General features: G+C 60.6%; 21 protein-coding genes and 1 pseudogene. 16 read left to right on the plus strand and 6 right to left on the minus strand.

The features are described 5' to 3' along the window. The first annotated feature begins 11 nt into the window (after positions 1–11). The 8 genes from AC1RM7_RS21990 to AC1RM7_RS22025 all read left to right on the plus strand — a co-directional run bounded on the left by AC1RM7_RS21990 (position 12) and on the right by AC1RM7_RS22025 (position 9292). Positions 12–839, plus strand: a complete 828-nt coding sequence (locus tag AC1RM7_RS21990; protein ID WP_081758570.1) for an ABC transporter ATP-binding protein — start codon at positions 12–14, stop codon at positions 837–839. Then, positions 836–1603, plus strand: coding sequence for an ABC transporter permease (locus tag AC1RM7_RS21995; RefSeq protein WP_492837321.1), 768 nt, complete (start codon positions 836–838; stop codon positions 1601–1603). Before AC1RM7_RS21990 ends, AC1RM7_RS21995 begins: the two co-directional genes overlap by 4 nt. 14 nt (positions 1604–1617) lie before the next feature. Continuing rightward, on the plus strand, positions 1618–2460 hold the full coding sequence (locus tag AC1RM7_RS22000; protein ID WP_006018921.1) for an AraC family transcriptional regulator: 843 nt from the start codon (positions 1618–1620) through the stop codon (positions 2458–2460). Positions 2461–2593: 133 nt separating this feature from the next. Continuing rightward, the gene (locus tag AC1RM7_RS22005) at positions 2594–5584 is read left to right on the plus strand and encodes a xanthine dehydrogenase family protein molybdopterin-binding subunit (protein ID WP_024919460.1); all 2991 of its coding nucleotides are present in this window, start codon (positions 2594–2596) and stop codon (positions 5582–5584) included. Beyond that, the gene (locus AC1RM7_RS22010; RefSeq protein WP_024919459.1) at positions 5581–6393 is read left to right on the plus strand and encodes an FAD binding domain-containing protein; all 813 of its coding nucleotides are present in this window, start codon (positions 5581–5583) and stop codon (positions 6391–6393) included. The genes AC1RM7_RS22005 and AC1RM7_RS22010 overlap by 4 nt, the downstream gene beginning before the upstream one ends. Further along, complete coding sequence (locus AC1RM7_RS22015) at positions 6390–6887, plus strand: (2Fe-2S)-binding protein (RefSeq protein WP_006018924.1); 498 nt, start codon at positions 6390–6392, stop codon at positions 6885–6887. The genes AC1RM7_RS22010 and AC1RM7_RS22015 overlap by 4 nt, the downstream gene beginning before the upstream one ends. Before the next feature lie 16 nt (positions 6888–6903). Then, positions 6904–8454: an AMP-binding protein gene (locus AC1RM7_RS22020; protein ID WP_024919458.1), complete on the plus strand. Its 1551-nt coding sequence runs from the start codon at positions 6904–6906 to the stop codon at positions 8452–8454. A 31-nt stretch (positions 8455–8485) separates the two neighbouring features. Continuing rightward, complete coding sequence (locus tag AC1RM7_RS22025) at positions 8486–9292, plus strand: enoyl-CoA hydratase/isomerase family protein (RefSeq protein WP_006018926.1); 807 nt, start codon at positions 8486–8488, stop codon at positions 9290–9292. Here AC1RM7_RS22025 and AC1RM7_RS22030 read toward each other — a convergent pair. Then, positions 9289–9681 (minus strand): hypothetical protein, encoded by a 393-nt coding sequence (locus tag AC1RM7_RS22030; RefSeq protein ID WP_152544119.1) that lies wholly within the window; start codon positions 9679–9681, stop codon positions 9289–9291. The two genes, AC1RM7_RS22025 and AC1RM7_RS22030, sit on opposite strands and share 4 nt — an antisense overlap. Next, the gene (locus AC1RM7_RS22035; protein ID WP_492943919.1) at positions 9645–9812 is read right to left on the minus strand and encodes a hypothetical protein; all 168 of its coding nucleotides are present in this window, start codon (positions 9810–9812) and stop codon (positions 9645–9647) included. The genes AC1RM7_RS22030 and AC1RM7_RS22035 overlap by 37 nt, the downstream gene beginning before the upstream one ends. A 447-nt stretch (positions 9813–10259) precedes the next feature. On the opposite strand from AC1RM7_RS22035, the gene AC1RM7_RS22040 reads away from it, so the two are divergent. Then, complete coding sequence (locus tag AC1RM7_RS22040; protein WP_006018928.1) at positions 10260–10682, plus strand: DUF2231 domain-containing protein; 423 nt, start codon at positions 10260–10262, stop codon at positions 10680–10682. Positions 10683–10693: 11 nt separating this feature from the next. Then, positions 10694–12034, plus strand: coding sequence for a PQQ-dependent sugar dehydrogenase (locus AC1RM7_RS22045; protein ID WP_024919457.1), 1341 nt, complete (start codon positions 10694–10696; stop codon positions 12032–12034). A gap of 298 nt (positions 12035–12332) precedes the next feature. Here the strand turns inward: AC1RM7_RS22045 and AC1RM7_RS22050 are convergent, their stop codons facing one another. The 3 genes from AC1RM7_RS22050 to AC1RM7_RS22060 all read right to left on the minus strand — a co-directional run bounded on the left by AC1RM7_RS22050 (position 12333) and on the right by AC1RM7_RS22060 (position 14867). Continuing rightward, positions 12333–13208, minus strand: a complete 876-nt coding sequence (locus AC1RM7_RS22050; protein ID WP_024919455.1) for an NAD(P)-dependent oxidoreductase — start codon at positions 13206–13208, stop codon at positions 12333–12335. An 80-nt stretch (positions 13209–13288) separates the two neighbouring features. Then, complete coding sequence (locus AC1RM7_RS22055; RefSeq protein ID WP_024919454.1) at positions 13289–14653, minus strand: NAD-dependent succinate-semialdehyde dehydrogenase; 1365 nt, start codon at positions 14651–14653, stop codon at positions 13289–13291. 67 nt (positions 14654–14720) lie between these two features. After that, positions 14721–14867 (minus strand): hypothetical protein, encoded by a 147-nt coding sequence (locus AC1RM7_RS22060; RefSeq protein WP_492943920.1) that lies wholly within the window; start codon positions 14865–14867, stop codon positions 14721–14723. Positions 14868–15247: 380 nt separating this feature from the next. Between AC1RM7_RS22060 and AC1RM7_RS22065 the strand changes: the two genes are divergently transcribed. The 6 genes and pseudogenes from AC1RM7_RS22065 to AC1RM7_RS22090 all read left to right on the plus strand — a co-directional run bounded on the left by AC1RM7_RS22065 (position 15248) and on the right by AC1RM7_RS22090 (position 20756). Then, positions 15248–15754 carry a (2Fe-2S)-binding protein gene (locus tag AC1RM7_RS22065; protein ID WP_034459936.1) on the plus strand — a complete coding sequence of 169 codons (507 nt, stop codon included), beginning with the start codon at positions 15248–15250 and terminating at the stop codon, positions 15752–15754. Then, positions 15751–16746, plus strand: a complete 996-nt coding sequence (locus tag AC1RM7_RS22070; RefSeq protein WP_024919451.1) for an FAD binding domain-containing protein — start codon at positions 15751–15753, stop codon at positions 16744–16746. Before AC1RM7_RS22065 ends, AC1RM7_RS22070 begins: the two co-directional genes overlap by 4 nt. Beyond that, positions 16743–19043 (plus strand): xanthine dehydrogenase family protein molybdopterin-binding subunit, encoded by a 2301-nt coding sequence (locus tag AC1RM7_RS22075; RefSeq protein ID WP_024919450.1) that lies wholly within the window; start codon positions 16743–16745, stop codon positions 19041–19043. The genes AC1RM7_RS22070 and AC1RM7_RS22075 overlap by 4 nt, the downstream gene beginning before the upstream one ends. A gap of 279 nt (positions 19044–19322) precedes the next feature. After that, positions 19323–19631 carry a UBP-type zinc finger domain-containing protein gene (locus AC1RM7_RS22080; protein ID WP_192824435.1) on the plus strand — a complete coding sequence of 103 codons (309 nt, stop codon included), beginning with the start codon at positions 19323–19325 and terminating at the stop codon, positions 19629–19631. Between the two features lie 210 nt (positions 19632–19841). Beyond that, positions 19842–20252, plus strand: a pseudogene (locus tag AC1RM7_RS22085) (tripartite tricarboxylate transporter substrate-binding protein); the annotation flags it as partial. 96 nt (positions 20253–20348) lie between these two features. Continuing rightward, a complete protein-coding gene (locus AC1RM7_RS22090; protein ID WP_024919448.1) occupies positions 20349–20756 on the plus strand; it encodes a DUF4864 domain-containing protein in 408 nt (135 codons plus the stop codon). A 47-nt stretch (positions 20757–20803) separates the two neighbouring features. On the opposite strand, the gene AC1RM7_RS22095 is transcribed toward AC1RM7_RS22090, so the two are convergent. Further along, the gene (locus AC1RM7_RS22095) at positions 20804–21454 is read right to left on the minus strand and encodes a GntR family transcriptional regulator (protein ID WP_024919447.1); all 651 of its coding nucleotides are present in this window, start codon (positions 21452–21454) and stop codon (positions 20804–20806) included. Between the last annotated feature and the right edge of the window lie 150 nt (positions 21455–21604).

Genomic DNA, 21604 nt, shown 5'->3' on the forward strand with positions numbered 1-21604 from the left:
CGAAAGACAAAATGCCCGTGGTTCAGATTACCCACGACCGGCTTGTGTCTCGACCAGAGACCCAGATCTCCTTGTCCGGCGTGCGAAAGTACTTCGGCACGTCGGGATTCGTCGCGCTTGATGGCATCACCATCGATATCCCACGAGGACAGTTCTTTGTCATCGTCGGACCGAGCGGTTGTGGCAAGACGACACTGCTGCGGATACTGGCGGGACTCGATCAGGAAAGCGAAGGCAAAGTCGAGGTTCATCAATCCGATCCGTCCCGCCCCTCAAATTCGATGATCTTCCAGGGGGATTCGCTGTTTCCGTGGATGACCGTCTATGACAATGCCGCCTACGGTCTGCGGATGCGCAAGGTTGCGGAAGACAACGTCGCAGATACCGTGCGCCTCTGGCTCGAGCGGATCGGGCTGTGGCGTTTCCGCGATCGCTATCCCAGTCAGCTTTCCGGCGGCATGCGTCAGCGCGTCTCCATCGTTCGCGCATTCGCCAACGATCCCGAGATACTGTTGATGGATGAGCCGTTCTCGGCTCTCGACGAACAGAATAAGCTGTTGCTGCACGAGGAACTGTTGCGAATTTGGGACGCGACCAAGAAGACTGTCGTCTTCATCACGCACAGCGTTGATGAGGCGGTGACGCTGGGGGATCGCATCATGGTCATGACCGCTAACCCCGGACGCGCGAAGACGGTGATCGATGTACCGTTTGGTCGTCCGCGCAACGTTCTCGAACTGCGGCAAAAGCCCGAATATGGCGAACTCGTCTTCGATATTTGGGAGCAGCTTCGCGAGGAGGTCAATCGCGCGCGCCAATTGGAAGGCAATTCGCGATGAACGCTGGATCGAAAGGATTTGAGCGTATCATGGGGATAGCGACGCCGCTTCTGTTGCTGCTGGCATGGGAGATCGCAGGGCGCTTCGGCTTGATCGATGTAAGATTCTTTCCGCCGCCAAGCAGCATCATGCACCAGGTCGGGGTGCTTCTGGCGTCCGGCGAACTTGTGACAAATATGCTGGCAAGTTTGCGGCGGCTTGCACTCGGGATGTTGCTCGGCGGCGTGCCGGCCCTGCTTCTCGGTCTTGCCATGGGTATTTCGCGCCCGCTGCGTGCGGCCATCGATCCCTTGATCTCCGCAACCTATCCGATCCCGAAAAGTGCGATTCTCCCGCTGGTCTTGTTGATCTTCGGTCTCGGTGAAACCTGGAAGGTCGTGATGGTCGCGCTCGGCGCGTTTTATCCGATCGTCATCAACACCGTCGTGGGCGTGGTCAATTTGGATCGCATCTATCTTGATGTAGGCCACAATTTCCGCGCCAGCCGCTGGCAGGTGTTCCGCACGATTGCCCTGCCGGGTGCCCTTCCTTCGATTATGGCAGGCGTCAAGCTGGCCGCGGGAATGGGGCTGATCCTTATCGCAATCTCCGAAATGGTCGCGGCCAATGATGGTATCGGGTTCATGATATGGAACGCTTGGCAAGTCCTGACGGTTGACACGATGTATGTAGGATTGCTTGTTATCGCGATCCTTGGTTTTGTATTCTCTTTCGTGCTCGACGAAATTGAGCGCTGGCTGATCCCTTGGAAGTCGAGCGTCTGAGCAGGGAGGCTTGAATGTCGACGGCATTACGCATCGCGCATGGGGCGTTCGGCAGGGTTGCTTTGCTGGACATGGATTGTTCGCTGGTGCGGCATGCGCACCCGCACTGTCACGTTCTGCTGAAAGTCGAAGGAGCTGATACCCAGTTCGCAGTTGGCGATCTTGTGTGCCCTTTGACGGATACCAGCGCCGTCTTGGTCGATGGCTGGCAGCCGCACGCCTATGTCCACGATCCGCGCCGCCCCCGCACCTTGATCCTGGCGCTCTATGTGGAGCCGAAGTGGCTGATGGAGTTCCGGCCGGGCTGGGCCGCGAGCGGCTCTCCGGGGTTCTTTGGAAACCCGAGCGGCGAGGTGTCTCCGCGTATCCGTGAGCTCACGATGTCGCTTGCGGCCGCCATGATGACGCGGCCCGACTGCGTGTCCGACCTCGAAGCGCTGCTATCCGAACTCATGATTACCGTGATCGAACGCTTCACGCCCTGGCGCAGTTTTCCGGCTTCGATCAGGGATATGCGCACGCAGGGGGGCGACTGGCGGATCCGCAAGGTCGCACAGGCGATGCGCTCCGATGGCGGACGGACCACCAACATCGACAGGTTCGCCAAGGAAGCGGGCCTGTCCCGGGCGCATTTCTTCCGGCTTTTTGAGTCATCGATTGGCCTGCCTCCGAGGGTCTATCTCAACGTCGTACGGATGGAGCGGGCATATGATGCCGTGCTTCATCGGGATGCGGCGGTAGGAGAGATCGGCGAGCAACTTGGTTTCGCCGAGCCTGCGCACTTCACCCGCTTTTTCCGCAATCATGCCGGTGTGGGGCCGCGCGAGTTCCGCACCGTCTCGCGGCTTGCGAGTTGATGCTGCTACGCACAGCTACCAAATGAGACGGTTTGGTAAGTCGTGAGAAGAGCCGGTATGGCCTGCTCTCTGTTATCGCTGAAAAACACCTGTACGCGCGGCAAAACAAGCGCGATCAGGAGCGCTTTTCGGGATGACGCAACCCGCCGCAGCGGAAGTCGAACTCAATCGTCCATGGGTCGGTCGATCGATTCAACGTGTCGAGGATTTCGCGCTTCTCATGGGGCGCGGTCGCTTTATTGACGATCTCGGCACGCGTCCCGGCACGCTGCACGCTGCCATTCTGCGCTCACCTCACGCACACGCCGATATTGTCGCGATTGATACCTCAGCTGCGCTCAAGTCCCGGGGCGTTGCCGCGGTGCTCGTCGGCGAAGACGTCAAGAAGCTGACATCGAGCCTTGTAGTTGGCGTGAAAGCGCCGGTCGAATGCTGGCCGATTGCCGTGGGACGTGTCCGCTACGTCGGAGAGCCCGTTGCGGTGGTTGTGGCTTCCGATCGTTATCTGGCCGAGGATGCGATCGATCTCGTCGAGGTCCAGTACAGCGTTCGGCCAGCTGTGATTGATCCGCTTGTCGCCGTGCGTGCCGATGCGCCAGTGCTGCATGACGGTTTCTCGGGCAATGTGGCCAGCGACAGGCGTTTTCGCTACGGCGATCCCGAAAAGGCTTTCGCCGAGGCAGCGCATCGCATTTCCATCGACATCAAGTATCCGCGTAATTCCTGTACGCCGATTGAAACCTATGGATTGATCGCGGACTACGACCCGGCGGAGAATGCGTTCGATGTTCTCGCCAATTTCCAGGGGCCGTTCAGCATCCATGCAGTGATTTCCCGAGCGCTCAAAGTGCCGGGTAACCGCCTGCGCCTGCGGACGCCGCCGGATTCCGGCGGCAGCTTCGGTGTCAAGCAAGGCATCTTTCCTTACATCGTCCTTATTGCGGCGGCTTCGCGGGTGGTGGGCCGGCCAGTCAAGTGGATCGAAGACCGGCTCGAGCATCTGACTGCGTCGGTGTCGGCCACCAACCGCGCAACGACGCTCGCCGCTGCCGTCACAGCTGAAGGTAAAATTCTCGCGCTGGATTGGGATCAGGTCGAAGATTGCGGCGCGCATCTGCGCGCGCCGGAGCCAGCAACGCTCTACCGCATGCACGGGAATCTCACCGGTGCGTATGACATTCGCCATGTGGCCGTAAGAAACCGCGTCGTCGTCACCAACAAGATGCCGACGGGACTGAATCGCGGTTTCGGCGGCCCTCAAGTCTATTTCGCACTGGAGCGCCTTCTCCACCGGATTGCGATCGAGCTTGGTCTCGATCCGCTTGAGGTGATCCGGTTAAATCTGGTGCCGGCTGATGCGTTTCCTTATCGGACCGCAACGGGCGCGTTACTCGATTCTGGTAACTACCAAGAGGCGCTGATCCGGGGCGCGCGTGATGGCCAGCTCGCCGAATTGAAGGCGCGGCGCGACCAGGCTCGTGCGGAGGGGCGTCTTTACGGTATCGGCTACACCGCGGTGGTCGAGCCCAGCGTGTCGAACATGGGCTACATCACGACAGTCCTGACGGCCGAGGAGCGCCGCAAGGCTGGCCCGAAGAACGGCGCGCAGGCGACCGCGACCATCGGCCTTGATCCGGTTGGCGGTGTGACGGTTCACGTGGCGTCTGTTCCACAAGGGCAGGGGCACCGAACGGTGCTGTCGCAGGTGGTCGCCGACGTGTTCGGGCTGTTGCCGCAAGACATTCGAGTCAATACCGAGATTGATACGGCAAAGGACGCCTGGTCGATCGCGTCCGGCAATTATGCGAGCCGCTTTGCTCCGGCTGTTGCCGGCACGGCGAAGCTTGCGGCGCAGCGTCTTGCTGCGAAGCTGGCGCGCATTGCCGCGAGTCAGCTCAATGTGGATGCATCCGATATCGTATTTGCGGGCGGGAGCGTCGGCTCGAAACACAATCCGGAAAACAAGATCTCGTTCTCGCGTCTCGCAGCGCTCAGCCATTGGTCGCCCGGTTCACTGCCGGACGATGTCGGCGATACCATTCGCGAGACGGTGTTCTGGACGCCGCCCGAACTGACTCCTCCGGACGACCACGATCTCATCAACTCATCTCTGTGCCACGGCTTTATCTTCGATTTTTGTGGTGTCGAGATCGACCGCACCACCCTCCAGACGCGTATCGACCGCTATGTGACGATGCACGACTGCGGCACCATTCTGCATCCCGGAATGGTGGACGGACAAATTCGCGGCGGCTTTGTGCAAGCGCTGGGTGCCGCGTTGTACGAGGAGTATGCCTACGGGCCGGACGGAAGCTATCTCACCGGGACGCTGGCGGACTATCTGTTGCCCACCACGACAGAGGTTCCCGAGCCAGTCATTCTTCATATGGAAACGCCATCGCCGTTTACACCGCTCGGCTCAAAGGGTGTCGGCGAGGGCAATTGCATGTCGACCCCGGTCTGCATTGCCAATGCGGTTGCAGATGCGCTTGATGTGAAAGACCTCACACTGCCGCTAGTCCCTGCAAGGCTGGCTGAAATCGTGCGCGGCGCTGAGCCAAGCGCGCCTGCGGGACGGGCAGTGAGTGGGCCCAAAGCCGGCGGCAATGATCGTCGTCTGCGCGGCGAGGGAAACGCCAGCGTGAATGTGCCGCCTGAGCGCGTTTGGGACATGTTGCTCGATCCCGAAACGCTCAGAGCCGTGGTTCCGGGATGTCAGAGTGTCGAGAAAGTCTCTGATACGCATTTCCGTGCGGATGTGACGCTTGGGATCGGGCCTGTGACTGGCCGCTACCGCGCCAATGTGATGCTGTCGGACCTCGATCCGCCGCACGCGGTCACGTTGAGCGGCTCTGCCGAGGGCGTGCTCGGATTTGGCGGGGGTGAAGGCCGCATCACACTCACGCCTGACGGCAATGGCGGCACGACCATGCATTACGTCTATCATGCAGCGATCGGCGGCAAGGTCGCCAGTATCGGCGGCCGGCTGCTCGACGGCGCCACGAAAGTCATCATTGGACAATTCTTCTCGGCTCTGGCCCGTCAGGCTGAAGGCGGCGGGTCAGGGGGCGGCGGTCTATCACTTGTTGTGCGGCTAAAACGTCTGATCGGCATCGGATCATGAAGCCGGCAGCCTTCGATTACATTCGCGCCGAAGCCCTCGGTGCAGTGCTTGAAACGCTTTCCAAGGATGGCGGCGACGCGCGCATTATCGCGGGCGGCCAGTCGCTGATGCCGATGCTGAACATGCGTCTCGCCAAACCGAAAGTCCTGATCGACATCATGCGGCTGCAGGAGCTCGATCGCATCGAGGTCAAGTCGGGGACCGTGACGATCGGCGCCGGCGTTCGTCAGGCCAAATTGCTGGCGTGGCCTGATCTCTCCAAAACATTGCCGCTGATCTCGCTCGCGCTGCCATGGACAGGTCATGTTCAAACCCGCAGCCGGGGCACCGTTTGCGGTTCGATCGCGCATGCCGATCCCAGCGCCGAATTGCCGCTGATGCTGATTGCTCTTGGCGGTGAAGTGCATCTGCGCAGCAGCAAGAAGCGCCGTCGCCTTCCCGCGAAGGAGTTTTTTGCCGGCATGATGGCAACCGGGAAAGCCAGCGACGAAATGATCGAGGCGGTGTCGTTCCCGGCTGGAACGGCGCGATGCGCATTCCGCGAGGTAGCGCGCCGCCACGGCGATTTCGCCATCGTGTGCTGCGCGGCCGTCGCGACGAAGGATGGCGTTCGCCTGTCGGTTGGCGGTGTCGCCGACGTGCCGACGGCGCGTGACTGGCCGCGCCTGGAAGGCAGCGCTCTCGATGACGCCCTGAACGCCTTTGCCTACGAACTCGAAGCCCGCGACGACGTTCACGCAACGGCACGCTATCGGCGTGATCTCGTGCGCAGCATCGGCCGAGATCTGGTGCTGGAGGTGCTGAAATGACCCACCTGCCATCGACGGCACATCACCCGATCCGATTTACGCTCAATGGCAAGTCTGTCGAAGGCGAGGCGGAGCCCCGTATGCTGTTGACGGATTTTCTGCGTCAAAGTATCGGCGCAACGGGCACGCATGTGGGGTGCGAACACGGCGTCTGCGGCGCCTGTACGATTGAGATCGACGGTATGCTCGGGCGTGCGTGCCTCACATTGGCCGTCCAGATCGACGGCTGTGATCTGCGAACCGTCGAAGGTCTCGCGCCGGCGATGGACCGGCTCGGTATTCTGCAGGCCGCCTTCCAGCGAAATCATGCGTTGCAGTGCGGATTCTGCACTGCCGGTATTCTCATTTCGCTGGACCATTTCCTGCGTCGCCATCCATCGCCAAACGAGAGTGAAATTCGCGATGTCCTCAGCGGTCATCTATGCCGCTGTACGGGCTACACGCCAATCATCAAGGCCGCGCTCGAAGCCGCGGAGGAACTCGCGAATCAATGAAGGAGCGAGAAAGTAGATGCTTGATCTCGGAAGCAGCTTTATAGCCAGCGTGGCGCGCGATCCCGGTGCTGTTGCCATCGTCGATGGCAGCCTGCGCCTGACCTATCGCGAGTGGTACAGCCGTATTTCGGCGCTCGTCATGTCATTTGACCGGATCGGGCTAAAACCTGGCGATCATCTCGTTACGGTGCTTCAGAACCGCTGGGAAGCGGCGACCATCCATTGGGCGTGCCAGTTGGCGGGTATAGTCATCACCCCGATCAACTGGCGCGCAAAGGCCGACGAAATCGATTATTGCGTCGAGAACTCGCAATCCTGCGCGCTCGTCTATCAGGACGTTTCAGCGGAGGCCGTTCGGGACTCGAAAATGGCGCGGCGGCTGCGGCGTATTTCTGTCGACGTAGCTACGACGGATCAGAACGAGATTCCGTTCGAAAGCATGATCACCGGCGATATGCCGGACGTGACTCAGCGTGTGAGCGCTGATGCCTGGTCGATCATGTTGTATACGTCGGGTACGACATCGAAGCCAAGGGGCGTACCGCGCCGCCATCGTGCGGAGCGCGCTGCCGGGGTCGCCCATGTGGCCCAGAATCTGTATCGCCGTGGCGAGCGGACGCTCGGCGTCATGCCGCTGTATCACACGATGGGTGTTCGCTCGCTAATCTCCATGTCCCTGATCGGCGGCACGTTCGTTTGTCTTCCGCGCTATGACGCCCTTCAGGCGCTCAAACTGATTGAGGCTGAGAAAATCGATAATCTCTATCTCGTGCCGACGCTTTATCACGATCTAGTCCATCATGAGGCGTTTGAAAAAACCAACGTCTCGACGGTGCGCAAGCTCGGCTTTGCTGGTGCGTCGATGACGGACGGTCTGCTCAAGAAGCTCGACGAGCAATTTAAGCCGGACCTTTTTGTCAATCACTACGGCAGCTCCGAAGTCTACACCTTCACCATCGACCAGAACGCAGTTGCCAAGCCTGGCTCCGCGGGCAAAGCCGGGATCAATCAGCACATCCGGGTGGCGAAGCTGAATGCACGGTCCGTCAACGATCTGGCGGACGTTGACCAAGAAGGTGAGATTATTGCGTTGCTGGCCAGCGACGAGGCTTTCGAGGGCTATTGGCACCGTCCCGATGCGGATGAAAAGTCGTTGCGTGAGGGCTGGTACTTCACAGGCGACACTGGCTTCATGGATAAGGATGGTGATCTGTTCGTGACCGGCCGTGTCGATGACATGATCATTACCGGCGGTGAAAACGTATCGCCTGTTGAGATCGAAAGCTGCCTGTCGCTTCATCCGGCGGTCTCCGAAGTCGCGGTGGTAGGCCTGCCCGATGAAAAATGGGGAAAGATCGTCACCGCCTTCGTGAAGCGAAATGCCCAGGTGTCGGAGAAAGACCTCGAACAGTTCTGTCAGACATCGGGTCTTGCGAACTTCAAGCGGCCGCGGCGGTTTGTGTTCGTCGATGCCATTCCGAAATCACCGGTCGGGAAGCTGCTGCGCAGATTGCTCGTCGCCGGCGAGTACGACCTCGAACGGTTTCCGCCGTCGAGTACGGCTTGATTCTTAGTTTTAAACAGAAGGAAGTAGCTCTATGCCATCCCCCTATTCGTTTGTTGACCCGCGTCTCGGAAAGCTCGACGGTTTTCAGGTAGAAATCGACGAAGCCCGTGAGCGTGCCGACATCATTCTCAACCGGCCGCCGTACAACATCGTCTCCATGCCGCAGCGAGACCAGCTTCGGCTGGTGTTCGAAACGCTGGATGAGGACGCGCGAGTCCGCGTGATCGTGGTTCGCTCGATAGGCGAGCACTTCTCGAGCGGAGGCAATATCGGCGGGTTCATGGAGGCGACGCCGGAACACGTTTCGAAGCTCGCTTGGAACATCGCCGCGCCGGCGCGTTGCGCCAAGCCGGTGATCGTCGCGAACCGCGGCTATTGCTTCGGCGTCGGCTTCGAACTGTCGCTGGCCTGCGACTTCCGCCTTGTGTCCGAGACAGCGCTCTACGCGCTTCCGGAGCAGAAGCTCGGCCAGATCCCGGGGTCCGGCGGTTCGGCCCGTCTGCAGAAGATGATCGGTATCACACGCACCAAGGACATCGTGATGCGCTCGAAGCGCATTCCTGGCAAGCAGGCACAGGAATGGGGCATTGCCACCGAATGCGTGCCGGATGCCGATCTTGAAAAGGCGACCGACAAGCTGGTAGACGAGTTGCGCACCTTCTCGCCGCTGGCCCAGCGGACCGCGAAGAAGTTGCTCAACGACACCGAGGACTCGACGCTGGCTATTGCGATCGAGCTTGAGGGCCATTGTTACAGCCGCTTGCGGCAATCCGACGACTTCAAGGAAGGCGTCGAGGCTTTCAACAGCAAGCGCGCGCCGAAATTCACCGGCCGCTAAGCCGCGTCCGAGAGGCGCTGATCTATAAATTTCACAATCTTCGGCGCGGCGGTCCGCCGCCGTGCCTCATTGCTGCAGGATTGCAGCGTGTGCGCGAGCACCAGTGACGATGCGACCGGTGAGACCTTGGTGTCGAGGAAGTTGGTCATCACTGATCTGGCCAGATGCAACGAGTAGTACGGTAGCCCATCGAGCGCCTTGGCTTCGCGCGTCCGCAGCAGGTGTCGGTTCAACGAGTTCGGATACACACTGACATCGTCGTCATCAGCGTTTCTGCCGTGCCGGCGGGCGCACCACACAGTTATGGCTCCCAACGTTGCCGGCAACGCCTCACGGCCCTTCTGTAAGGCGGTCAGAAAAGATTCCCGTTCATCTGCTGCCAGCAGCACAGCAAGATCCGCTCTCGCTCCAGCGCAACCCCAATAATCCTGTCGTGCAAATAAGTTCGGTCGTCGATAACTTGATTGTCCCGGTTGCCGCCTTTGATCTGCCTCAGCGTGAGGAGCTTTATCTTTTCCATTTCTGCAAGCTACGGTTTATCGCTCCCTTGTCGATACCGAGCATCTAGGAAAGTTGATCCGCGCTGAGCTTTGGTGTGCGTGCCAGCACGCTCATAATTCTCCATTCGGAGACGCCGAGCGCTTCCGAGCACTGTTGGATAACTTGTTCGAAATGTAATCGAAAAAGTATGGAACGTGTCGCTCGCTGTTCAACGTCTTGCGTCGACGCGTCTCACTTGCACCATTGAGTGCGGGCGACACGTTGCTGATAACGGCGGGCATTGTTCAACGGAGGCTGCGTTTCCTTCGCCGCCTCAGCATCAATTTATAGTGATTGTTATCGCGTAGCATGCCGATAAGGCCCTTCCGCTATTTTATAGAGACGGCGAAGCCGGTTGTTATCGCCCGGAGTTCATGCAGAATTATGCAATAGATCTCAGGCGAGTGTCGAAACGAGGAGGAAAAATATGGCCGGTCCAAATGACAAGAGCCGTGCGGATTCGCCACTGCATCCGTTTTTCGTTGGCCTAGGGGGTGCGTTGCTCATGGCCGCTCTGTTCACCGACTATATGTACACGAGCAACTCGCTGATGCAGTGGGCCAACTTCTCTGTTTGGCTGATCACTGGGGGTCTCGTGCTGGCGCTGATCGCCACGATTTTCCTGGTAATTGACTTCGCGCTCGGGAGGGCTGGGCCGATCCGTTGGTTCGATTTTGGTTTGGTCGGGGCTGCCGCAATTCTTTCGCTGGTCAACGTCTTCGTTCATACGCGAGATGCGTGGACCTCGGTTGTCCCGACCGGCATTACCCTATCAACCATCGTTACGATCTTGTTGCTTGCCGCCGGTCTTCGAGGCTGGCGTGTTACCGCCGTAAAGACTGCGGGCTGAGGAGAAAGCAAATGATCGCGAATCGAGTTCGAGCGGTTTCGGGACTGATGCTTTCCGCACTGGCCTCCGCCTGTAGTGACCAAGGTGGCGATCCATCAAAACAATATGGACCGAATCCGGAGCTTCCCGAAGCGCACCAATATCTGGTGCCGCCCATGAGCGTACCGCAGGCGGTTGGCTGGAAGACCGGGGAAGCGCCAACGGTTCCCGCCGGCATGCGCATCCAGGCGATGGCGACCGGACTGATGCATCCGCGCATCGTCTACCCGTTGCCCAACGGCGATATCCTCGTCGTCGAAAGCAACGGTCCCGGCACCATGTTATTCCGCCCCAAGGATTACATCTCGGGAAAAATTAAGGCGCGCGCAGGGGCGTCCAACAAGGGCGGCAATCGCATCACTTTATTGCGGGACGCTAATGGCGACGGCGTTCCGGAGATGAAGACTGTTCTGGTCGACCACCTGCACTCGCCGTACGGCATAGCGTGGGTGGCGGACACCTTGTATGTCGCCAACACCGACGCGATCATCGCCTTTCCGTTCACGCCGGGACAGACGGAGATCACGGCGCCCGGCACAAAGCTTGCCGATTTGCCCGCAGGCCCGATCAACCACCACTGGACCAAGTCGATGGCGGCCAGCCCGGATGGCTCGAAGCTCTATGTCGGGGTCGGCTCGAACAGCAACATCACCGAGAATGGGATAGACATCGAAGAAGGGCGAGCGGCCATCTACGAGGTCGATCGCCTGACGGGAGCCAAGCGCCTTTTCGCGACCGGAACGCGCAATCCGACCAACCTCGCCATCCAGCCTGGAACGGGGCAATTGTTCGCTGTGGTCAACGAGCGGGACGAGATCGGGCCGGATCTGGTTCCGGATTATCTATCGTCCATCAAGGACGGCGGTTTCTACGGCTGGCCCTATAGCTATTGGGGACAGCACGTGGACGAACGCGTCCATCCGCAGGATCCTGCGATGGTCGCGAAGGCGATCAAGCCGGATTACGGCCTTAGCTCCCACGTTGCGGCACTCGGCCTCGCATTCAGTCAAGGAGAAACGCTGTCACCGCAGTTCGCCGACGGCGCGTTTGTGGGTGAACATGGCAGTTGGGACCGCGACCCGCTGAATGGCTACCAGGTGATCTTCGTCCCCTTCGTCAATGGACGGCCGAGCGGGATGCCGACCCCGGTACTGACGAACTTCCTTGCGGCGGATAAAAGCACTGTTCACGGGCGACCGGTCGGCGTGGCACTTGACCGGACCGGTGCTCTTGTCGTCGCTGACGATGTCGGGAACACGGTCTGGAGAGTGAGCGGCTCGGTCGGTCGAGCAACCTCATCGACTAATCAGTAGGAGCGTGGGCCGGATCGCTATGACGCGAAGTCCAAAGCACAGCGCCGCGCCGACGATCGCGATCGGGGCTGACCGGCAAATGTCGCACGGCGAAGTCGACAAGGGGACGCATCGCGATCAGGGTGTCTTCTTCGAGCAACGCCAATCGGCCCGCAAGGGATGGTCCTGCTGTCGGCACTTCGTCAGCAATGCCATAGACTGCCTGCCCGGTGCTTATCTCTCGAATTCGCCCGCCGGTTTGCGGAAGTAGGTGCCGGTGCTGCCGGAGACCGAGAACAGCCGGCTTTGCCGCGCGGCCTTACAGGCCCGCCCTTCGCGCGGCGAGCCGCGCCAGACCGGACCAGTCGGCGTCACTCTCGCCTTGCGCGACGCCCTCGATGAAATGATCCCGCAACAGGCTCGCGACCGGCATCGGGACCGCCAGCGCCTCGGCTGCGGCGAGCGCCAGCCGCATGTCCTTCAACCCGAGCGACATCTTGAAGCCATTAACGGGTAGCTTCTCGTCGGCGATAATTGTTCCGTAAGTTCGATAGACCGGGGCTGAAAACAGCGTGCTAGTCAGAATATTGAGATAACGGTGCGGGTCGATACCAGATTTGCGCACCAGCGCGAATGCCTCTCCCAGCGACTCCAGCACCGATGCGATCAGGAAATTGCCGGAGAATTTTACCAGATTGGCATCGGAAGGTCTGTTGCTGATAACAAAAGTCTCCTGACCCATCGCATCAAACAGCTGATGGCAACGCTTGAGCATCGCGTCAGCGCCGGCCGCGATAATGAAAAGCTTGGCTGCCGCCGCAGCCTCCGGCCGGCCGAACACAGGCGCAGCGACATAACCCTGGCCGGCTTTGCCATGCGCCTCAGTCAGGTGAACGGACAGTCCTACGCTGATCGTGCTCATGGAAATGTGGATGGCGTCGCGGCGAAGCGCAGAAAGCGCGCCGCGCTCTCCGAACACGACGTCCTCAACGGCGGGGTCGTCGGCGAGCATGGTGATGAGGATTTCGCTTTGGCAGGCATCGGCAATGCGATCAGCAATTTGCGCGCCCTCGCGCGCCAGGGATTCAACCTTGCTGCGCGTACGATTGTAGACGATGAGACGATGGCCTGCCTTTAGCAGGTTCCGCGCCATTGGCGCACCCATGTTGCCGAGCCCGATGAAGCCGACGTCCATCGCATTATCCTTTCAGCCGGTTTAGCCATCACGATCGCGCGGCGGTCAATCGCCGCGTTGGGCATCAACTTAGCTCCGCCTCAGCTTACCACGACCGTCTTGATATTGACGAACTCCTTGATGCCATAGTGCGAAAGCTCGCGACCAAAGCCGCTTTGCTTGACACCACCGAAGGGTAGCCGCGGATCGGAGCGGACGTTATCGTTGACGAACACATTGCCGCTCTCGATCTCGGCGGCGACGCGCTCACCGCGCGCGATATCGCCTGTGATGACGCCGCCGCCAAGTCCGAATATCGAATCATTAGCCGCCGCGATCGCAGCATCCTCGTTGCCGACCCGGATCACCGACGCTACCGGGCCAAACAATTCTTCTGAATAAGCGGGCATGCCTTTCGTCACGCCGGTAAGGACGGTTGGCGGATAATAGGAGCCCGGCCCCCTCGGAATCTCTCCGCCGAGCACGCAGCGCGCGCCCTTTGCGGTGCTGCTCTCGACCTGTCGATGCAACGCGTCCCGAAGATCATGGCGCGCCAACGGACCGATTTCAGTGTCTTGTTTGAGAGGATCACCCATTTTGGCGGCGGCCATGCGTTTGACGAAAAGTTCGACAAACCGGTCGTGCACTTTGTCGACGACGATGAAGCGCTTGGCGGCAATGCAACTTTGGCCGGCATTGATCAATCGTCCTCTGGCGCAGACGGCTGCCGCGAGCTCGAGGTCGGCGTCCTCAAGGACCAGATAGGGATCGCTGCCGCCGAGCTCGAGCACGGTCTTCTTCAGGAGCGAGGCGGCCTTGCCGGCTACCGCGCGTCCGGCGGGGCCGCTGCCGGTCAGGGTAGCCGCGCGCACCAGCGGGTTTTCGAGCACCGCGTCGACCTGCGCGCTGGAGATCATCAAGGTCCGGAACAGACCCTTTGGAAAACCCGCATCCTGAAAAACGCTTTCGATGGCAAGCGCACAGCCCGGCACATTCGAGGAGTGCTTCATCACTCCACCGTTGCCGGCCATAAGCCCCGGCGCGGCGAACCGGAAAACCTGCCAAAATGGAAAATTCCACGGCATCACCGCGAGCACGACTCCGAGCGGCTGGAAGATGACATGGCTCTTGCGGGCTTCGGTCTTGATCTGTTCGGTCGCCAGAAACTGCTCGGCGTTGTCGGCGTAGTAGCCGCAGGCAGCGGCGCATTTCTGGACCTCGGCAACACCGTCGCGGATCGGTTTTCCCATTTCCCTCGCCATCAGATCAGCATATTTGCCGGCGTTCTTCCGCAATACTTCCGCTGCCTGGTGCATCAGGGCGGCGCGGCTCGAAAAATCTGTTCGTCGCCAATCGAGAAACGCGTTGTGCGCTCTGCTGATAGCCTCTCGAATGCCATCCTCCGTCATCTCCTGATAGCTCGCAAATGTCTCGCCGGTGGCGGGATTGATTGCTTTGATCGTCATCGCTTGAGCCTTTCGATCAGTGGTGCGAGGATGGTCGTCGCACCTGCAGCGCTTGAGCCGGATCCTGTCAATTATTGGACGCGACCTTCTGATGGTTGACGCGCCAGATATTGCCGTTGCTGTCTTCGGTGACAAGGAGCGAACCGTGCTTCGCGGCCGCGACGCCGACGGCCCAGCCGCAGACCTGCTTGTCGGAAATAACGACCCCGGTCATGAAGTCCTCGTATTCGCGGCGCGCCATGACGGCCATCAATTTTGGCGAGCGACTGTTCCACGCCGTAGACCATTCTGATCAGGATCAGCCAACGTGGCGGCAGGCTCCCTCTCTCCTGGGTGCTCGAGCGTGCCGAACCGTTCGGCAATCACCAATGGTCGATGGTTCGGTGGCAACAATGCTGCTGCTCAAACCAATTTGGAGCCGGCTCCTCAAGAATCCGTGCGCAATATTGCGTCGGCATCGGTTGAGGCGGTGTAGGCGTTGCTGAAATTGACGGTTGTCAAGGCGCATGTTGCATCCGGGTGTCACGAGAGTGAGTGCTGCCTTCGAAACCGATCAACTGTTCTGGGCGCAACAATCATCGCAGGAGTCGACCCATGGCGAAATCATCCATCACGGGCGCGGGGGTCAGGCTTCGCATTAACGGCTCCGATCATCTGTTGCAGATCGAGCCGCGGGTCACGCTGTTGGATGCTTTGCGAGAATACGTGCATCTCAACGGTACCAAGAAGGGATGCGATCAGGGGCAGTGCGGGGCCTGCACGGTTCACGTCGATGGACGGCGCGTCCTCGCTTGCCTCACGCTTGCGTCCCAGGTCGAAGGGCTGTCGATTACGACGATCGAGGGTTTGGCAGTCAACGGCAGCCTGCACCCGGTGCAGGAGGCGTTCATCCGCCACGATGCCTTCCAGTGCGGATACTGCACGCCTGGTCAGATCATGTCGGCCGTCGCCTGTATCGACGAAGGCCGGACCGAGACGGACACGAGCATCCGCGAATATATGTCCGGCAATCTGTGCCGTTGCGGCGCCTATCCGCACATTGTCGCGGCTGTACGCGAAGCGGCGCAGGCGATGGAGTCTGATAGGGGGCGAGCACGATGAACAATTTCGAATATGTTCGGGCCACCGCCATTCCCGACGCGCTTGGCGCCATTGCCCGTCAGGCTGGTTCCCGCTTCCTCGCTGGCGGCACGACCATGGTCGACCTCATGAAATGCGGGGTAGAGGTTCCTTCAGCGCTCATCGACATTACGCGCGTGCGCGGACTCGATACCATCGAAGCTGGTCCGGCGAGCGTGCGCATTGGCGCTCTCTCAAAAATGAGCGATGTCGCCGATCACCCCACGATCCGGAAGGATTTCCCGGTTTTGGCGGAATCGCTGTGGCGCGGCGCTTCGGCGCAACTGCGCAACATGGCCACCATCGGTGGCAATCTCATGCAGCGGACACGCTGCAGCTATTTCCGCGAACCAGGGGTCTACGGCGCATGCAACAAACGCAATCCCGGTTCGGGCTGCGCAGCCCTTGAGGGCATCAATCGCGGCCATGCTGTCTTGGGCACGAGTCCAAGTTGCATCGCCACGAATCCTGGTGATTTTGCGGTTGCTCTTGTCGCCTTCGACGCCACTGTCCATGTCGAAAACGGCAAACAACGTCGCATTCCGATCGATGACTTCTTCCTGTTGCCCGGTGACACGCCCGATGTCGAGCACCCCCTTTCGTCCGGTGAATTGATCGTCGCGGTCGAGGTTCCGACCAGCGCAGCGCTGCGCCGCTCGCACTACCTCAAGGTACGCGACCGCGAATCTTACGAGTTCGCGGCGGCAAGCGCCGCTGTCGGCCTGGAACTGGAGGCGGACGGTCGCACGATCCGTGACGTCAGGATCGCGCTCGGCGGGATCGCCACGAAGCCGTGGCGGGCTCGGACCGTCGAAGAGGCGCTTGTCGGACGTACTTTCGACGAGCCCACGGTGCGGGCCGCCAGTCGCCTGGCCACCGAAGGCGCCGTCGACCATGGCGAAAATCGCTTCAAGATCGACTTGGCTCCCCGCGTCGTCGCGCGTGCGCTGCTGACCGTTGGAGGAATCGCATGATGGCTGTCACCAGTTCTGAATCGCCGAAGAGCAACGGAGCGTTTCTCGGTCGTCGCATCTCGCGTGCTGACGGCGTCGCGAAAGTCACCGGGAAAGCGGACTATGCCCTCGAACACGATTTGGCAGGTATGGTCCATGCGGTGATCGTCGAGAGCACCGTGCCGTCTGGGCGGATCGAAAAGATCGATCTTGCCGCGGCGCGGACGATGCCGGGTGTGCTCCGGATCTTGACCCATGCCGACGCTCTGCCGCTCAAGAGTTGTCCCATGGTTCCAGCCGGTAGTGTCATGGAGAGCTTCTTGCCGCTCCAGGACGATCGCATCCGGTACAACGGCCAACCCATCGCTCTCGTGGTCGCCGATAGCTTCGATCATGCGACTGAGGCTGCGGGCCGCGTGCGCATCGCCTACGAGACCGGGCTGGCTGTCGCCGACATCGATGACCCCACGGCCAGACCAATTGACGTCCCCGGGGCTCCGTCATCCGGTGGGGGCCGGGGCGACGCAAAGGGTGCGCTCGCGGGGGCAGCGGTGCAGATGGAGGCCGTCTACACGACGCCGCGCGAATATTCCTGTCCTATGGAGCCGCTTGGAGCAATCGCAGCCTGGAGCAATGACGGCGGTCTGACCGTTTGGATGCCGAGCCAATGGGCAGAGGGCGCACGAAGGGCATTTTCCGACTGGTTTGCAATTCCGATGGAGAAGGTCCGCGTTATTTCGCCGTTCGTAGGCGGTGGTTTCGGAGTCAAGGTCACAGCTCACGCGGACTCGCTCCTCGCGGCGATGGCTGCGCGGGAAATGCGACGGCCGGTAAAGCTGGCGCTGCCGCGTCCGCAGAACTTCACCGGCAACGGCTTGCGGCCTGCGATACGGCAGAAGCTGACGCTCGGTGCCAGCGCAGACGGAAAGCTGCTGGCGCTCATTCACGAGAACACCAGTGAGACCTCCGTCGATGACGATTATGTCGAGGGTGGCGCGGCCACCGCCAAGGTCATGTATATCGTGCCGAACCTGAGCGCGACGCAGAAACTGGTGCGGGTCAGTTCCTTTACGCCGAGTTGGAAGCGCGCGCCCGGAGAAGCGATCGGCGCCTATGCGCTCGAAAGTGCGATGGATGAACTTGCCTACAAGCTCAAGCTCGATCCGATCGAATTGCGGCTACGCAACTATGCTGGCCACGATCCTGAATCTGCGAAACCTTGGTCGACACGCAGGCTCCGCGAAGCCTATGAAGCCGGCGCGCGGGCGTTTGGCTGGGAGCGACGCTCGCCGGAGCCGCGTTCGATGCGGGATGGCCACGAATTGATCGGATGGGGAATGGCCGGAGGAGCTTTCCCGAACGTGCATACGCCCGGCGAGGCGAAGGTCACAATTGCCGCCGATGGCTCGGTCGAAGTTGCATCGAGCGGCCCTGACATCGGTGGCGGTACCTACACTATCCTTGCTCAGACAGCCGCCGACGCGCTCGGCGTGCCGTTCGAGCAGGTGCGCGTTCGGCTCGGCGACACCAGCCTGCCGCGCGCACCGGTCGCCGGAGTCTCACAGATTGCCAATCTCCTTACCGGCGCCGTGGATAAAACCGCACGCGCTGCTCGCGAGGAGCTGTTGACGCTAGCGTCCAGTCACGCCGGGTCACCGTTCAAGGCCAAGCGAGTGAACGACTTCACGATCAAGGATGGAAAGATCGCACCCACCGATGGCTCCGCAGAAGCCGTCACGGTTGCCGAGCTGATGCGGATGGTCGGGCGTGATCGGATCGAGGTCACGCGCAACACCATGCCGGCCGACAAGGCGTCATCGGAAACAGAGCAGCGCGATGCCTACAATAGCTTCAAATATATGCGCCCATCGTCACCAAGTCATGCGACGTATGCATGGTGCGCGCAATTCGTGGAGGTTCGTGTCGACGAAGACTATGGAACCGTGCGTGTCCGCCGCATGGTCGGAGCCTTCGATTGCGGCAGGCTCTACAATCCCAAGCTCGCCGAAAGTCAGTGGAAGGGTGGCATGATCATGGGAATGGGAGAAGCGCTTCTCGAAGCCATACACATCGATCGCCGCTATGCGCGAATCACCAATAATAACCTTGCCGACTACGTCGTACCGGTGAACGCTGACGTGCCTGATATCGAGGTCATTTCAGTCGGTGAGCCGGACTTTCACGCCAGCGCCCTCGGCGGCAAGACAGTTGGTGAAATCGGCGTCGTCGGCGCTGCTGCTGCCATCGCAAATGCGGTGTTCCATGCCACCGGCAAACGGGTGCGGGACCTGCCGATTACGATGGAGAAGCTGATGTAGGCGCGCGATCGGCTAATATTTAGAAACAGGCAAAACAAGGAGTTCAGTTTCGCGCGTCTCTGGCTTGCCTCGGTGCACCGGCGGTGGTCTTGCTGATCTGCAGCATTATCGTCGCCCGATTTTGTGCGATGGAGCGGGTACGTCGCATCGGCATCACGTTGCCCTCGCTGCGGGACGGAAAGGGAGTTCGTCGCTCGAGCCGATGGCAGAGCGCAGCTTTGCAAACGGATTAACACTGAGACGAAAGGAGAGCGGCGCGCCGTTACGCGTCGGTTGAACATGGCGATATTTTGCAAACATCTCTCGGTTATCCGTGATGTTATTCCGAGCGCCCTGGGGTGCGAAGAATGTCTGAAATTGGGCGACCCTTGGCTGCATTTACGGGTCTGCCGTAGCTGCGGCCATGTCGGTTGTTGCGATCAGTCGCCAAATCGACACGCAACAAAACATTTTCACGCGACAAGGCATCCGATCATCGAGGGCTATGATCCGCCGGAAGGGTGGGGCTGGTGTTACGTCGATGAAGTGATGTTCGATCTTTCGGAACGGCCCACCCCGCATCTTGGTCCGATTCCCCGATTTTATTGAGGTGCGCGGGGCGAGTGGACGCTGGCGCGCGGATCGAGGCGGCCCGGGCCCTGAACCGCGACAGGAATGCTAAGGAGGGTTTATCGGACGAGCCCTCTTGTCATTGACGACGGTCAAGAGGCGCCGGCAGGTCAGGCGATCGTCAAAATGGTCTTGAAGCTTCGTCGGGCTATGTCTGATAAGATTGGCCTGGGGGCTCGTGAAGCACGAGCGCCGATGTGGACGGGGCTGCTGGAAGGCACGCTCGATGTCGCGATGGGCAGCTGCACCGCTGCGCAACCCGTCCTGCAAAGCGATCGCGGCACTCTATTCGCAGTGCATTCGAAGAAGGTCGACGCGCTTCCGAACGTCAAGACTCTGCCTGAACAAGGCGCGACATCGAAGTTCTTCACCGTGAGCGGCTTCTCCGGCTGGGCGCTGCCGAAGGCCACGCCGCAACCGATCCTAGATCGGCTGGCGCAGCTCTGCGTGGCGGCGAACAGCGATTCGAAGGTGAAGGAAGTTCTCGCGACTTTCGTGCTGGAGCCGGCACTGGGCTTCAAGGAAACCAACGCGTTGTATCAGCAGGAATTGCCGATCTGGATGGAGAGCGCCAGGGCGCTCGGCCCGGAGCCCGTCTAGGCGAGTATTGTTCCTGAAACCCTGAACGCCGCTGACGCGTATCCTGTTCACGGTGTTCAATCCCTGCGAGGATAGCCGCCGGTCAGGATCGTTCTCATGCGCGTGTTTATTTTTGCGATCGCACTTCTGTTCAGCGGCGTGCCCGGCGTGCGGGCGGCGGATGATGCCGGGTCCGCGCAAGCGGTCATCAGCTCCCAGCTCGAGGCGATCGGCCGTGGCGACGCTGTGGTGGCCTATTCCTACGCGGCGCCGGCCATCCAGGGACTTTTCACCGGGCCGGACATTTTCATGAGCATGGTCCGGCAAAACTATGCGCCGCTCGTTCGTCCGAAACGCGTCGAGTTCGGCAAGTCGGCGGGGTCCGACGGAAAGATCGCGCAGCATGTGCACATCGTCGACAGCGACGGGGTGGCGTGGGAGGCGCTCTATACGCTGGAGCAGCAGCCTGACGGGACCATCAAGATCACCGGATGCTCGCTTCTGAAAGCCGATCAGGAAGCGTGAACTCGTTTCAGTTGAGATGACAGTTCACGCCGATGCGGACGATCCCGCTACCGGCCGGCCTTTCCGACGCGCTCATAGGCTTCGACCAGATGACGGCGCATCAGTTCGGCGGCGGCGTCGGCGTCGCCGCGGATCATCTCTTCGAGAATGCGGCCATGTTCTTTCCAGACGCTGATCGACATGCCCGGATGGCGCAGCACTTCGCCCATCGCGCGGCGCAGATGCCGCCAGTGCAGCCGCATGGTCTCCGCAATCAGCGGATTGCCCGAAAGATCGTAAATGAACGAGTGGAAGTCCATGTCGGCCTGGAGGCTGGCGCGGCTGTCGCCGGCGGCCACCAGCTTGCGGCCGTTTTCAACCAGTGCGCGCCCGCGCGCGATGGATTCCCTGGTCAGGCGCGGCGTCGCCAGCTTGACCGCAAGCGGTTCGACCGCCGAGCGGATCTGGTAGATCGCCGCGAAGAAATCCGGATCGACCGCGGTGACGGTCAATCCCTGACGCCCCTGCGCAAGAAATCCCTGCGCCTTCAACACCGCCAGCGCGTGGGTCACCGGCTGCCGTGAGACATTCAGGCGCGCGGCGATGTTCTCCTGGGTGAGGCGCTCGCCCGGCTTGAACGTGCCGTCGCACAGGGCATCGAGGATCACCTCATAGACCTGATCGACCAGACTTTTTGGCGGGGCCAGGGACTCGAGCACTTCTCCTCCGATGGAATCATCGCTGCGCGGCAGCATGGTTGCTGCTTGACAGGGTGGGGTGCAAGCCGCATCCTGAGTTTAGAATACTGAATTCAGAATGCAATACTGACTTACCGTGGGGTGGTTCGCGCCGCCGGCGGCCGAGGGTGC

The sequence above is a fragment of the Afipia sp. GW822-FHT03D08 genome (assembly GCF_058801645.1).